Genomic DNA, 14,776 nt, shown 5'->3' on the forward strand with positions numbered 1-14,776 from the left:
AATTATCTCTGAGCATTTTTGTTAAATGTTTTTCCAAATTATGATGCGTTAAAAACGAGGAGGCAGAACAAGCAAAATGGTAAATGAGAATGATTGCTTGCGTGTGCTGCACGTTATTGGATCAATGAATCTTGGTGGTGCAGAAACTTTGATAATGAATCTATATAGAAATATTGATAGATCAAAGCTGCAATTCGATTTTGTCGTTCATACAGATAAAAAGATGTATTATAGCGATGAGATTAATAATATGGGGGGGATAGTTTTTTGTGCCCCTTCGTTTACAGGATTAAACATTAACGAATATAAGACATGGTGGAAAAATTTTTTCAAACAACATATGGAATATGTAATTGTTCATGGCCACATAGGAAGTGTTGCTCCAATATACTTGAAAATAGCAAATAATGCGGGGAGAATTACAATTGCTCATAGTCACGCAACAAAAGGAAATATTAGCCTTAATGAATTGCTGTTTAGGATAATGAGCTACCCTACTAGGAATATTGCAGATTATTTTATCGGATGTTCTGTCAAGGCAGGAATAGATAGATATGGAATGAGAGTCGCCCACTCAAGTAGATTTAGTGTATTAAAAAATGGAATTGATGTGGACAAATTTAAGTATTCTCCTAGCGTTAGGTTTATTTGTAGAGATGAGCTTGGAATTGGTAAGGAAACAATCGTTTGGGGTCATGTGGGTAGGTTCGTGCCATCGAAGAACCACTCAGAAATCTTAAAAATCTTTGCGAACTACAAAAAGATCAATTGCAATTCTGTGCTGCTGTTGTTTGGAGAGGGTCCTGAGAAAGAAAAAATGAGGGAATTTGCTAAGAGCCTTGCGATTGCTGATTCTGTTAAGTTTATGGGTTTATCAAACAGGATAAACTATTATTTGCAAGCTATGGACATTTTTATATTTCCATCAATATACGAGGGCTTGGGGATATCTGTAGTTGAGGCACAGACGTCTGGACTACCATGCCTTACTTCAGATGCAATCGTCGATGAGGCAGATATTGGAGCGGGGTTGATTAAAAGAATATCGTTATCAGCAGATGTGTCATATTGGGTATCGGTAGCGGAGACAATGCTAAAAAAAACCAGGAAAGATACTTCGCAGTACGCAATAAATGCTGGGTATGATATAAAAGAAGTCGCCCAGAAACTTCAGAATTATTACATTGAGAAATCTTCGAAAGGCTAGACTTGAAATTGAAATACTATGAAGAAAAAACATTAAAACAGCTGCAAAAAATTGAGCTGATGATATTAAAAGAGTTTGACGAGTTTTGTAATGCTCATGAGATAAACTATGTTGTAATTGGTGGAACTGCGCTGGGAGCAGTAAGACACGGAGGCTTTATTCCATGGGACGACGATATTGATGTTATGATGGAAAAGCCAGATTACGACAAATTCCTTCTGATTGCAGAGAAAGAGTTGAACCATAGATATTATATTCTTAATAGGGAAACGGATCGTAATGTCCCGGTAATGAATACACATCTTTGCCTTAGAGATACAGTTTTCAAAACACATGATCAGAAAAAGATCAAAGATAGTGGAATCTTTCTGGATATTTTTTGTTTTGATAATGTACCTGACGATGATGATGCTATGAAGAGACAGTGGAGACGTGCCTGGTTCTGGGGGAAGATGATGACACTCTCTGAAGTCAAAGATCCAGTTATTATGGTGACAGGTATTAAGGCATCAATATTTAAAGTAATTTTGCTTGTGGCTCATGATTTAATAAAGGTGATTGGGCCATCATCTGATTATTGTTACCAAAAAGCAAATTATTACAGGAATGTATATAATAACAGCAAAACGAAAAGAACAGCTTATTTTTTTGATACAACTCTTTATATGGAACTATTTAATAAAGAAGATATTTTTCCGCCAACAAGGGTGGACTTTGAGGGAATAGCGGTAAATGCTCCAAATAAAATTGAAAAATATTTGACAGAAACATATGGAGATTATATGACATTACCTCCTGAAGAAAAGAGACATAATCATGTGCCTGATGAATTAGACTTTGGGCCATATAATGATATAGCTGACTAATAATTTTGAAAGGAAAATATGAAAGCACGTGTTATTGCATTTTATCTTCCACAATTTCATCCCGTAGAAGTTAATGATAAATACTGGGGAAAAGGCTTTACAGAGTGGAGGAATGTTGCCAAGGCAAGACCCCTATTTAGAGGGCATAATGAACCAAGGATACCTGCCGATTTGGGGTATTACGATCTAAGGATGCCTGAAATTAGAGAACAGCAGGCAGCACTTGCTAAAGAAGCAGGTATAGAAGGATTTTGCTATTGGCATTACTGGTTTGGCAATGGAAAGGAAGTATTAGAAAGGCCTTTTGATGAGGTCGTTCGATCAGGTGACCCAGATTTTCCGTTTTGTCTTGGTTGGGCAAATCATTCTTGGACTACAAGAACGTGGACTAAGATCAAATCTAATGCTGAGGACAGTTATATCTTTAAACAGGAATATCCTGGCGAAAAGGATTATATGGATCATTTTTATAGACTGTTACCAGCATTCAAAGATAACAGATACATTACTGTTGATGGAAAACCATTGTTTCTAATTTTTGATTTAAATGGATTCAATGATTTCATTAATTTCAAAAATGTATGGAATAACCTGGCAGAAGAAAATGGATTGCCGGGATTCTATTTTGTTTCACATACGAGCACTATCCCAATCATTAATCGTAAAAATAGAAAAGAGTTACTACATCCGGATATGTTGGCGGAAAATGCTGTGAAATTGGCATTTGAAAAGGGCGCAGATGCTGTCGAAACTCTTAATTTGCAGTATGCTGAATTAAAAACTAAAGGACTGTTATATAAGGTATGTGGAGCGGCGAGCAGGGGCAAATTAAACGGATTATTTTTGGAGAAGTATGATTATGGAAAGATAGTTAACAATTATCAAATAGGTTGTGCGCAGCAGGAAAATATTTTTCCAGAAATACTCGTTGGAAATGACCGTTCACCACGGGCAGGAAGAAAAGCAATCATCTATTACAACGCTACTCCAGAAAACTTCTATAAAGGTGCTAAGAAGGCGATAGAACTCGTCGAAAAAAAGAATAAAGAACACAGAATCATCTTCCTGAATTCTTGGAATGAATGGGGTGAAGGTTCATATATGGAGCCGGATACGAAATACGGGAAGGAATTTATCTATCAACTTAGAAGAGCATTGGATGAATAAGGAGAAAAATGGCTACATTAATAGATATTCTTGCGCTGACGGTGAGAAACCATCAATGGCGGAAAAAAAATCCACAAAATGATACACATATGGACAATTTGTTCAATCAATCTATGGTATCTGTTGGAAAGGGAACCTATGGGGGAATTTTTGCTATAACCACAGGCAATGAGTCCAGATTGATAATAGGAAATTATTGTTCTATTGCTGCAGGTGTAAGGTTTATGGTTCAAGGAGAACATCCTCTAGATAACATTTCGACTTATCCTTTTAAGGTGCAAGTCGCTAAAAGTGACCAAGGTGAAGCACTTTCTAAAGGAGATATCATAATTGAAGATGATGTCTGGATCGGTGAGTCTGCACTCATTATGTCTGGGGTCAAAATTGGACAGGGGGCAGTCGTTGCATCTGGAGCCGTTGTAACAAAAGACGTACCACCGTATGCAATAGTAGGAGGTGTTCCTGCAAAATTGATAAAATATAGATTTTCAGAAGAAATTCGGAATGAACTTATAAAAATCGACTTCAGTAAATTTAATGATGAGATGGTTATTTCTCACCTTGACGAACTATATTCACCTGTAAGTGAAACGTCAAATTTGAGCTGGCTTCCAAAGAAGGGTGATTTTGATGACTGAGGGAAAAAAATTACTTACGATTTTTACTCCTGCATTTAACCGAGCATATACGCTCGAGAAACTTTACAATAGTCTATTGGTTCAGACGTCAAAGGACTTTGAATGGTTGATAGTAGATGACGGCTCAACAGATAATACGGAGAAACTAGTATCGGATTGGATTGAAGAGGGCAAAATAAAAATTAGATACTACTATCAGAAAAATTCAGGAAAACAAGTTGCAATGAATCTGGGTGCTGAAAAATGCATAACAGAATTATTCGATTGTGTTGATTCAGATGATTATCTATTGCCTGATGCGGTTGAGTCAATGTTGCGCTTCTGGGAAGAAAATAGTAGTGAAAAAATAGCGGGAATGATATCCCTTCGTGGGAAAAATGAAAACGACCCTATAATGGGAAAGTCTTTGCCTGCGGATGTGTCTCATTGTCATTTCATGGAACTTTATGAGAAATATCACTTTTCAGGAGATACGAATATTGTTTACCGTACGGAAATAATCCGTAGATATCCGTATAAACTTTTCCCTGGAGAAAAATTCATCGGCGAATCGGTTCAGTACTTGCAGATCGATCAGTCATATGAAATGCTTTTGATGAATACAATCACGGTAATATGTAAATATCTTAATGATGGGTATTCAAAGAATGTATATTCGTTACTGAAGAAAAATCCACAGGGATACAGATATCTAAAAGGACTTTGTTTCAGTCATTTGAATGGAAAAATGAATAAGTATCTTGAAATGGTGAAATATTGCTGTGCAGACCATATGTGTGCTGATCATAATGGTTATAAACTTTCACCTACGAAGGTAGGGTACTGCCTTGCGAAAATACCGGGGCTGTTGATGTATCTCGTTTTTTTTAAAAAGGTGTAGTTAATGGAGAAAAGAAACACGGCTATCTTAAATGTAAGTGCGGGAGTTATTCAGCAAGGACTGTCAATAGTGGCGGGGTTTATTCTGCCTAGGCTGATTCTTTCGTCTTTTGGCTCTGAAATCAACGGACTCATTTCCTCGCTACAGCAATTCTTAAATTATATTGGCCTTTTCGATGGAGGCGTTAGCATAGTGATCATGACGGCGCTATACAAACCTTTGAGCGAAAATGACAGTGAAAGAATCAGCGCTATTATTGTTGCAGCCGATTCTTTTTTTAAGAAAATTGGACGTGCATATGTTGTATATGCAGGTATGCTTTCAATGATATATCCCATATTTGTTCACACTAAATTTAGTTGGGCTTATGTGGCAAGTCTAAGTGTTATTCTTGGAATTACCTTATTTATTCAATATATGTTTTCAATTACATACAGGACATTGCTCATCGCAGATAAGATGGGGTATGTCGTATATTTTTCTCAGAGCGTATTCTGCGTTATAAACCTGCTGATATCTGTCGCCGTGATAAAAATATACCCGGAAGTTCATCTGCTAAAATTACTAAGTGCCGCAGCATTTGCAATTCAGCCTCTCTTATACAGTCACTTTGTAAAAAAATACTATTCGATAGATAAATCGGTGGCCGCGGATCCTACAGCATTAAAACAACGATGGGATGGGTTCGGACAGAATTTTGCTCTGTTTATTCATAATAATACTGATGTTGTAATACTGACTTTTTTGTCTAGTCTTCAATTGGTATCTGTGTATACCGTTTATGTCATGGTGATAAACTCAATAAAAACTGTAATTACTACAATTTCACAGGCGATTTTTCCAACTGTAGGACATATATACGCAAGCGGCGATGACGACCGCACAAATGAAGCGTTTGATGCGTATGAATTGATCATGTTTTCTATTACATCGTTATTATACGGATGTGTAATCGTCCTGTTAGTTCCATTTGTACAAATATACACAACAGGAATTGATGACGCTGATTATTACCAGCCTTTATTTGGTGTGATATTATCGTTTGCGTATGCGCTTGAATGCTATCAGGAGCCCAATTTACAGTTATCATACATTGCGAATAAATTTAAGGAAACAGCAAAATACTCTTATGTTGAGGTAATAATAAATATAGTAATTTCAATCATCCTCGTATGGAAGTGGGGAGTGATTGGAGTTGCAATTGGCACAACTGCATCTGTATTATATCGAATAGTTTGTCTAGCTATATACAACAAGAATAATATTCTAAATAGATCATTTAGAAAATGGCTTTTCGGAATGCTGAACTCAGCAATAATGGTCTTCCTAATTTACTGTATCTCAACACACATCATTTCATGGGATGGTATTTGCGTTGCTTTATGGATTAAAAATGCATTTATTTCTTTTGTAGTGGCTTCTATCATTATTCTTGCGGATATTATCCTTCTTTATAGAGACCGATTGAAAATATTATTGTCGATGTTTTGATATGAATATTCTAATCAGTTAATGATTAGGACTTGTGCGACTACAGAATAAAAATGCTTAACAAACTTTGACATCATTTGATTTTTGCGTTACCTTATCATTGTTGGTATGTTTTTTTCAGAAGAGAGTTCGTGGGCAACATCAATGGAAGAGTCGTTTAGAAAAGAATTTGGTTATTTTTGCACAATACTGATTGGAGTATGTTTTCTGTTGTTATTATCTTCATCGATTGTATTTGGAGCTGATTTTACATCTGCTTCAGATTCAACTGAAAACAATGAAGTCGTAAGTGCCGCTGATGAGAATGAGGTTCAAACTGGAACACAGGAAAACGAGGATGGGTTTACTGGTTGTGCTGAAAATTCGGCCATAGATCAGGCATATGCTGATGGAACTGGAAGGGAAAACGCAGATTGGCAGGGAACAGATACTTCGGAAATCAGAAAAGATGGAGTAGTTAACAGTGACGGAGACATATACTATTTAGAAAATGGTGTTCCGCAAAAAAATCGTTGGGTGCTCTCAGAGGGCCTGTGGATGTATGCAGGTGCAGATGGCAAACTATACAAGAATACTTTAGTAGAGATCAATGGTAAAACATACGGATTTAATGACACCGGGATAATGCAGGCAGGTGTATTTTCCATAGGTGGAAAAGAATATCTGGCTGATGACTCGGGGGCATTGATATCGAATCGATGGGCGTTGGATGAAAAAGGCTGGAAATATTCGGGATCGGAAGGACAGATCCTGACAGACCATTGGATATATTATTCAGGGCACTGGTATTATGCAAAAGATGATGGATATATATACCAAAATTGCCTGTTTGAAGTGAACGGATGCAAGTACTACGCCATGTCAGGTGGTGATATACGTCAGAACGGATGGATCTTGAGTGATGGCAGATGGTATTTTGCAAATTCTGGTGGAGACCTGGTGCATAACGGATGGATTTTTGTCAATGGCCACTGGTATTATGCGAAGGACGATTGTTCGATATATCAGGATTGTCTGTTTGAGGTAAACGGATATAAATATTTTGCCATGACAGGTGGTGATATACGCCAGAACGGGTGGATCCTGAATGATGGCAGTTGGTATTATGCAAATCCTGGTGGAGACCTGGTACGCAACGGATGGATCTGTGTTTATGGCCTCTGGTATTATGCTAAGGATGATTGCTCGATATATCAGAACTGTATATTCGAAGTGAATGGTTACAAGTATTATGCAAGTTCAGATGGAGCTATCTTCCAGAACAGGTGGATTCTTGATGATGGCAAATGGTACTATGCAAATTCTGGTGGGGACCTGGTACGCAACGGATGGATCTGTGTTTATGGCCTCTGGTATTATGCTAAGGATGATTGCTCGATATATCAGAACTGTATATTCGAAGTGGATGGCTACAAGTATTGTGCAAGTTCGGGTGGAGATATATTCCAGAACAGATGGATACTTGATGATGACAAATGGTGCTATGCAAATTCTGGAGGGAACTTCGCAAAAAATCAGTGGATATTTTCGAATGGCCTCTGGTACTATGCGAAAGATGATTGCTCAATATATCAAAATTGCCTTTTTGAAGTTAGTGGGGAAAAATACTACGCAAATTCAGGGGGAGATATCTGCCAGAACTGCTTTGTTACAATAGGAAATACCAAATATTATTTCACTCAAAGAGGTTCAATGGGAATAGATATGTTTGCTTGCGAGAATGGAACGTATTTGTATTTTGATGAGGATGGGAAATATAATCCAACAATAAAGTGGACGGGATCTATCGTAGATATAGCAAAATCCCAGCTAGGAATTAACACAGGTGAAAAGTATTGGCGATTTTATGAAGGAACTCCATTTGTAAACGGGCAAGTTACTCCATGGTGTGGATGCTTTATCGCTTGGTGTTTGCAGCAGGCAGGTATCATCAGGGCGATACATGTAGGAAATATGGCTTCTGTTCCCTATTGGCTAAATTATTTCGATCGTACAGGCAGATGGGATTCAGCTCCAAATCCTGGAGACGTTGTAGTGTATGATTGGAAGCCATATGATGGGAAGAGACAAGGGTTCCATGTGGGAATCGTTGAAAAAGTAAAAGATGGCTTTGTATATACTATTGAAGGAAATACTGGATCATCATACTTCGGAGAAGTCCTTCGCAGAGTGAGGCAGGTTGGAAATGTGTATACTATAGGGTATGGACGCATTATGTAATCTGAGGAGATGTGCATATGGCAGGAAACAACAGGAATAAATTGATATCAGCATTTTTCATTATTGCTTTTACTTTGTGCTGGTGTTTTATAGCAGGAAATGCATTAACATATGGAGATGATTCATCTACTGGGGGAGATATTTCCAATCAACAAATTTCAGACGGTTATTTGGATGAATCAAATACACAGGAAATAGCTTACAGTGAAGCACGACAGGAAGATAGTCAGGCTCTTCAGGATGGACAGGATAGTTTAAGCCAAGATCAGGAAACAATACAAAACGATAGTGTTAGTAGAGATGATTCACCACAGGCGGACTCACTTGAAGAGACAAAAGATGGGATCATCGTTGAGAATGGAGAAAAATATTACTACAAAAATGACGTTCTGCAGAATAATCGTTGGATACTTTTAGATGGAAAGTGGATGTACGCAGGGACCGATGGAAAACTGTATAGAAATACGGTTTTAGTTATCAATGGTAAGACTTACGGATTTAATGATGCCGGAATAATGCAGACAGGTGTATTTTACGTAGGAGGAAAAGAATATCTGGCTGACGACTCGGGGGCATTGATATCGAATCGATGGGCTTTGGATGAAAAAGGCTGGAAATATTCAGGTTCGGAAGGACAGATCCTGACAGATCAGTGGATATATTACGCAGGGCACTGGTATTATGCAAAAGATGATGGATATATATACCAAAATTGCCTGTTTGAAGTGAACGGATGCAAGTACTACGCCATGTCAGGTGGTGATATACGCCAGAACGGATGGATTTTGAATGATGGTAAATGGTATTATGCAAATTCTGGTGGAGACCTGGTGCGTAACGGATGGATCTTTGTTTATGGCCTCTGGTACTATGCGAAGGAAGATTGCTCGATATATCAGAACTGTATATTCGAAGTGAATGGTTACAAGTACTACGCAAATTCAGGAGGAGATATATTCCAGAACAGGTGGATACTTGAAGATAGCAAATGGTATTATGCAAATTCTGATGGGGACCTGGTGCGTAACGGATGGATCTTTGTTTATGGTCTCTGGTACTATGCGAAGGAAGATTGCTCGATATATCAGAACTGTATATTCGAAGTGAATGGTTACAAGTATTATGCAAATTCAGGAGGAGATATATTCCAGAACAGATGGATACTTGATGAAGGCAAATGGTATTACGCTAAGCCAGCTGGTGATATTTATCAGGATGCTTTGGCCTATATAAATGGTGCGTACTACTGTTTTGATTCTTCAGGAAAGATGCTCAGCGGCGATTTTACATGGAATGGAAGACATTATCTGGCATCGGAATCAGGTGCAATTAGCAATATTGTTCGAGGTATAGATGTATCCGTCTTCCAGGGCTGGATAGACTGGGCAGCTGTTGCACAAGATAACGTAAAATTTGCATTCATTCGTGCAGGAGGACGTTTTGGTGTTTCCGGAACCATATATGATGATTCACGATTTGATGAGAACATGAGAGGTGCGACATCGAATGGGATTTCTGCTGGAGCATATTTCTTTACTCAGGCGGTAAACGAACAGGAAGCAGTCGAGGAAGCAAATTATCTGATCTCTCATGTAAGGCCGTATAACGTTTCTATGCCTTTAGTGATCGATACAGAGTATCTTGCAAACGGTCGTCATAATAACCTGACTGCCCAGCAGCGAACAAATGTTATTAAGGCATTTTGTCAGACGATCGCCAATAGTGGATATACACCGATGATTTATGGAAGTACTTCCTGGCTCAATAACCAACTGATTATGAGTCAGCTTGCACAATATAAAGTCTGGGTCGCACAGTATTATCATCGGGTAACTTATGGCGGAAGTTATACGTGCTGGCAGAACACAAGCTCTGCCCATGTAAATGGCATTCAGGGCAACGTGGATAACGATTACTGGTACAACATTTAGTTTTGCATTAATTGATTACCTCTCCATGAACGAACTCGTATGGAGAGGTAATATTTTGACTATTGTGTTCGTGAAAACATAAGTATATAATGTTCACGAACATACGGGAGGCGGCTATGAATAAACAGGAAGCAGATGTTTTGCTGGCCTTAGCATCGAGGCCATTTACGAATCAGAGAGAGTTGGCTAATTACACAGACCATGCGCTGGGGGTAATAAACAAAACTTTGAAAAACCTTCAGGAGCAGGGATTTGTAGATTCAGAGTGTTTTAAAGTCACAGAGAAAGGAAACGCCCTGATTGAATTCAATAAGCCTGCAAATGCTATTATTCTGGCTGCAGGATTTGGTATGCGAATGGTGCCAATTAATTTAGAGAAACCAAAGGCGCTGTTATCAATAGATGGAGAAACGCTCATTGAGAGGATGATAAAGCAGCTGAATGAAGCCGGAATTTATGACATACATGTTGTTGTTGGATTCATGAAGGAAAAGTTTGAGTTCCTCATGGACAAATATAATGTTGATTTGATTGTAAATCCTGAGTATGCAGAGAAAAACAATATTTCTTCTCTTTTGAAAGCATCAAAATATATAAATAACACATATATTATTCCATCTGATGTATGGTGCGAGAAGAATCCGTTCAACGCCAGAGAACTGTACTCTTGGTACATGGTCAGCAGTGAGATAGATGAAGAGTCGGATGTGCGGGTAAACAGGAAAAATGAACTTGTCAGAGTAGGCAGAAGTTGTGCTGGAAACAGAATGATTGGTATAAGCTATCTTTGTGGCGATGTGGCTAAAGAAGTATCTGAGAGAATTAAGGCAATCAGCAGAGACCCTTCATATAATGAAAAGTTCTGGGAAGAGGCGCTATACGATAATAAGAATAAACCTGCGAAAATGAAGGTCGAGGCCAGAGTTGTTCAGGCAGATAAGGTTGTGGAGATAAATACATATGAGCAGCTCAGGGATATGGACGGTGAAAATGAAGATTTAAGATCCGGGGCGATTTCTACAATTGCAGAAGTTTTCGGTGTACCGGAAGGAAGTATCAGAAACATTCAGGTTCTTAAAAAGGGAATGACAAACAGGAGCTTCCTCTTTTCTGTAGACAAAGATGAGAGGGATGATCATATTTCAGGTGGAAAATATATCATGAGGATTCCTGGTGAAGGAACAGATCAGCTTATTAACAGGAAAGAAGAAGCAGAAGTTTATCATCAGATACATGGACGTGGATTATGTGATGACCCTGTATATATAAATCCGGCAAATGGATACAAAATCACAAAGTATCTTGAAGGGGTACGCAGCTGTGATCCGCAAAATGAAAATGATCTAAAATGCTGCATGTACATGTTAAAACGTTTTCATGAAATGAATCTGCAGGTTAATCACAGATTTGATCTTTTCGAAAAGGTGAAATTCTATAAATCTCTGTGGCCAGAGCAGGAGTCCCTTTATTCGGATCACAGCAGAACGATGAAAAACATTTTTTCTTTGAAAGAATATATCGACTCTCAGAAAAAAGATTGCTGTCTTACCCACATTGATGCGGTTCCAGATAACTTCCTTTTCTATACAGACGAGTGTGGAGATGAGAAGCTGCAGCTCACTGATTGGGAATATGCAGGAATGCAGGATCCTCATGTGGATATTGCGATGTTCTGCATATACAGCCTCTACAACAAAGAACAGTGCGATCATCTGATAGATATATATTTCGAAAATGACTGCCCTGAATCTGTAAGGACGAAAATATATTGCTACATTGCTGTGTGCGGCATGATCTGGTCAAACTGGTGTGAATACAAGAGCCAGCTTGGTGTGGAATTTGGAGAATATTCACTCCGCCAATACAGGTATGCTAAAGATTTCTATAAGTATGCAAAGGAAAGGATGAAATAATGGGTGGAATAAACGCTGTGATAATGGCGGCTGGTGCCAGTTCAAGGTTTGCACCACTATCATATGAAAGGCCAAAGGGACTCATCACAGTTCGGGGAGAAGTGCTTATTGAAAGACAAATCAAACAGCTGATAGAAGCAGGAATTAGTGACATATTTGTAGTGACCGGTTACAAAGCTGGTGCATTCGAATATCTTGGAGATAAATTCGGAGTAAAGCTGATAGAGAACAGAGAATATAGAGAGAGAAACAACAATTCAAGCATTATGGCTGCAGAAGCGGTTATAGGGGACACATACGTTTGCTCAGCCGATAATTATTTTTCACAAAACCCATTCCTTGAAAAACCTGGAACAGCCTTCTATTCTGCTGTATATTCTCACGGGCCTACCGATGAATGGTGTATAGATACAGATGAAAATGGATACATTACAGGGGTGACTGTTGGCGGTGAAAATGCCTGGTATATGCTGGGACACACCTTCTGGGACAGGGAATTCAGCCGGGCGTTCATAAGCATTCTCAATAACGAATATGACAAACCGGAAACTGCAGATAAGTTATGGGAAACGATTTTTCTTGAGCATTTGGATCAATTGCGCATGAAAATCCAGAAATATCCTGACCACTCTATTTTTGAATTCGACACACTTGATGAACTTAGGCTGTTTGATAAAAGCTACATAAAAGACACACATTCTGAAATACTAAAAAAACTGGCCATTGAGTTGGACTGCAGCGAAGAGAAAATGAATAACTTTCGTTGCATAAAAGGCGGCGATGCAGAAGCAATTGGTTTTTCATTTCGCTGTGGGACAGAAATGTACAGATTCTTTTACAAAAATGGAAACCTTGAGAAAGTGGGAGAAACAGCTGCAAACTGATCGTTTTGATGGCGCTTGTTGGAGGTAATAGGTGAAATGAAAGAAAGAATGAAGAAATCTGATATTGACTGGGTTATAACGTTAGTGCCATTGGTGATAATTCTGAGTCTTGCAGGATTGTTTTTCAGATTCCCCATCAGATCAAATGAAGTTATCGGTCAGGTGAGAGGATTCTTTGGCGATACTTTCGGGGTATATTATCTGATCCTCGGCCTGGGGTTCTTTATCGTTTCTCTGTATCTGGCCCTTGGAAAATACAGAAATGTGGTGCTGGGTGGACAGAATGAGAAGCCAAAATATTCGTTCTGGGTCTGGGGCTCTATGATGTTTACCTGCGGACTTGCTGCAGATATTCTGTTCTACAGTTTCTCTGAATGGATCATGTATGCTGCTGATCCGCATATGAAGGAGCTGGAAGGCGGATGGAAAGAATGGGCCGGCGTTTTTCCTCTCTTTCACTGGAGCTTTATCCCATGGGCGTTTTACCTTGTCCTGGCAGTCGCTTTCGGTTTTATGCTTCATGTGCGGAAAAGAAACAGGCAGAAATTTTCTGAAGCCTGCAGGCCAATTCTGGGAAAACACACTGACGGATGGATCGGAAGGATAATTGACTTGCTGGCAGTGTTCGCACTTCTTGCGGGGACAGCAACTACATTTAGTGTGGCAACACCACTTATGGCAGCAGCAATTGAAGCCCTGACGGGAATACACGTAAACAGAACTGTTGTTACAATCATCATTTTAATGATAACGTGCGTAATATACACATACAGCCTTCTTCATGGAATAAAGGGGATAAGTCACCTGGCCAATGCCTGCATGTATCTTTTCTTCGGATTCCTTGCTTTTGTGCTTGTGGCAGGAGGACAATCTAAATTTATTTTTGAAAACGGTTTACAGTCCTTTGGACGAATGGTCAATCATTTTGTTGATTTGAGCACTTTTACTGATCCGGAAAGGACGTCAGGATTTCCACAATCATGGACTATATATTACTGGGCATACTGGATGGTATGGTCTATCGCAGCGCCGTTTTTCATCGGACAAATTAGTAAAGGAAGGACCATTAAGCAGACTGTTCTTGGAGGATATATTTTCGGAGTAGGCAGTACATGTATCAGCTTTATCGTGCTGGGGAATTACAGCATGTCCAGGCAGGTAAAAGGAATGACCGATTTTATTTCAATGTATAAAAGCGGAACAAACACATATGATCTGATAATCAGCATAATGAAAACCATGCCTGCAGTTCCTGTAATCCTGATCTGGCTTATTTGCACTATGGTGGCTTTCTACGCAACAAGCTTTGACAGCATCGCCCTGATCGGCAGTTGCTATAGTTATCACCGGCTTGAAGATGGAGAACAACCTGATAAGAGAATAGAACTAATGTGGTGTGTTCTGCTGATAATCCTGCCAATAGCGCTGTTATTCAGCGAGAGCACGATGAGCAACATCCAGGGAGTATCGATCATTTCCGCATTTCCATTGGGAATCGTTATGATTATAATAGTTATGAGTTTGTTTAAAGACTTGAAAGCATATACAAGAGAGTTACAAGACAGGCTGTAAATTGAAT

General features: G+C 38.9%; 11 protein-coding genes. All 11 read left to right on the plus strand.

The features are described from left to right. Window positions 1-76 precede the first annotated feature (76 nt). The 11 genes from FYJ66_RS02330 to FYJ66_RS02380 all read left to right on the plus strand — a co-directional run bounded on the left by FYJ66_RS02330 (window position 77) and on the right by FYJ66_RS02380 (window position 14,769). Window positions 77-1,207, plus strand: a complete 1,131-nt coding sequence (locus FYJ66_RS02330; protein ID WP_154571907.1) for a glycosyltransferase — start codon at window positions 77-79, stop codon at window positions 1,205-1,207. A gap of 8 nt (window positions 1,208-1,215) precedes the next feature. Further along, window positions 1,216-2,073, plus strand: a complete 858-nt coding sequence (locus tag FYJ66_RS02335; protein WP_154571908.1) for a LicD family protein — start codon at window positions 1,216-1,218, stop codon at window positions 2,071-2,073. A gap of 18 nt (window positions 2,074-2,091) precedes the next feature. Next, window positions 2,092-3,240, plus strand: coding sequence for a glycosyltransferase WbsX family protein (locus tag FYJ66_RS02340; protein ID WP_154571909.1), 1,149 nt, complete (start codon window positions 2,092-2,094; stop codon window positions 3,238-3,240). A gap of 8 nt (window positions 3,241-3,248) precedes the next feature. After that, a complete protein-coding gene (locus FYJ66_RS02345; RefSeq protein WP_206156965.1) occupies window positions 3,249-3,878 on the plus strand; it encodes a CatB-related O-acetyltransferase in 630 nt (209 codons plus the stop codon). Further along, on the plus strand, window positions 3,871-4,758 hold the full coding sequence (locus tag FYJ66_RS02350) for a glycosyltransferase family 2 protein (protein ID WP_154571910.1): 888 nt from the start codon (window positions 3,871-3,873) through the stop codon (window positions 4,756-4,758). The genes FYJ66_RS02345 and FYJ66_RS02350 overlap by 8 nt, the downstream gene beginning before the upstream one ends. 3 nt (window positions 4,759-4,761) lie before the next feature. Then, window positions 4,762-6,249 (plus strand): lipopolysaccharide biosynthesis protein, encoded by a 1,488-nt coding sequence (locus FYJ66_RS02355; RefSeq protein ID WP_154571911.1) that lies wholly within the window; start codon window positions 4,762-4,764, stop codon window positions 6,247-6,249. 144 nt (window positions 6,250-6,393) lie between these two features. Next, window positions 6,394-8,469 (plus strand): CHAP domain-containing protein, encoded by a 2,076-nt coding sequence (locus tag FYJ66_RS02360; protein WP_206156966.1) that lies wholly within the window; start codon window positions 6,394-6,396, stop codon window positions 8,467-8,469. A gap of 17 nt (window positions 8,470-8,486) precedes the next feature. Beyond that, window positions 8,487-10,400, plus strand: coding sequence for a GH25 family lysozyme (locus tag FYJ66_RS02365; RefSeq protein WP_154571913.1), 1,914 nt, complete (start codon window positions 8,487-8,489; stop codon window positions 10,398-10,400). A gap of 116 nt (window positions 10,401-10,516) precedes the next feature. Further along, window positions 10,517-12,313, plus strand: a complete 1,797-nt coding sequence (locus FYJ66_RS02370; protein ID WP_154571914.1) for an NTP transferase domain-containing protein — start codon at window positions 10,517-10,519, stop codon at window positions 12,311-12,313. Continuing rightward, complete coding sequence (locus FYJ66_RS02375; RefSeq protein WP_154571915.1) at window positions 12,313-13,197, plus strand: NTP transferase domain-containing protein; 885 nt, start codon at window positions 12,313-12,315, stop codon at window positions 13,195-13,197. The genes FYJ66_RS02370 and FYJ66_RS02375 overlap by 1 nt, the downstream gene beginning before the upstream one ends. A 36-nt stretch (window positions 13,198-13,233) precedes the next feature. Further along, complete coding sequence (locus tag FYJ66_RS02380; RefSeq protein ID WP_154571916.1) at window positions 13,234-14,769, plus strand: BCCT family transporter; 1,536 nt, start codon at window positions 13,234-13,236, stop codon at window positions 14,767-14,769. Window positions 14,770-14,776: the final 7 nt, after the last annotated feature.

Source organism: Allobaileyella intestinalis (assembly GCF_009695865.1).
Classification (GTDB): domain Bacteria; phylum Bacillota; class Clostridia; order Peptostreptococcales; family Anaerovoracaceae; genus Allobaileyella; species Allobaileyella intestinalis.

Bases quoted from the DNA above. Each gene is read 5' to 3' on its own strand.
- FYJ66_RS02330 (WP_154571907.1), top strand. From the start codon at position 77: ATGGTAAATGAGAATGATTGCTTGCGTGTGCTGCACGTTATTGGATCA.
- FYJ66_RS02340 (WP_154571909.1), top strand. From the start codon at position 2,092: ATGAAAGCACGTGTTATTGCATTTTATCTTCCACAATTTCATCCCGTA.
- FYJ66_RS02345 (WP_206156965.1), top strand. From the start codon at position 3,249: ATGGCTACATTAATAGATATTCTTGCGCTGACGGTGAGAAACCATCAA.
- FYJ66_RS02350 (WP_154571910.1), top strand. From the start codon at position 3,871: ATGACTGAGGGAAAAAAATTACTTACGATTTTTACTCCTGCATTTAAC.
- FYJ66_RS02355 (WP_154571911.1), top strand. From the start codon at position 4,762: ATGGAGAAAAGAAACACGGCTATCTTAAATGTAAGTGCGGGAGTTATT.
- FYJ66_RS02360 (WP_206156966.1), top strand. From the start codon at position 6,394: ATGGAAGAGTCGTTTAGAAAAGAATTTGGTTATTTTTGCACAATACTG.
- FYJ66_RS02365 (WP_154571913.1), top strand. From the start codon at position 8,487: ATGGCAGGAAACAACAGGAATAAATTGATATCAGCATTTTTCATTATT.
- FYJ66_RS02370 (WP_154571914.1), top strand. From the start codon at position 10,517: ATGAATAAACAGGAAGCAGATGTTTTGCTGGCCTTAGCATCGAGGCCA.
- FYJ66_RS02375 (WP_154571915.1), top strand. From the start codon at position 12,313: ATGGGTGGAATAAACGCTGTGATAATGGCGGCTGGTGCCAGTTCAAGG.
- FYJ66_RS02380 (WP_154571916.1), top strand. From the start codon at position 13,234: ATGAAAGAAAGAATGAAGAAATCTGATATTGACTGGGTTATAACGTTA.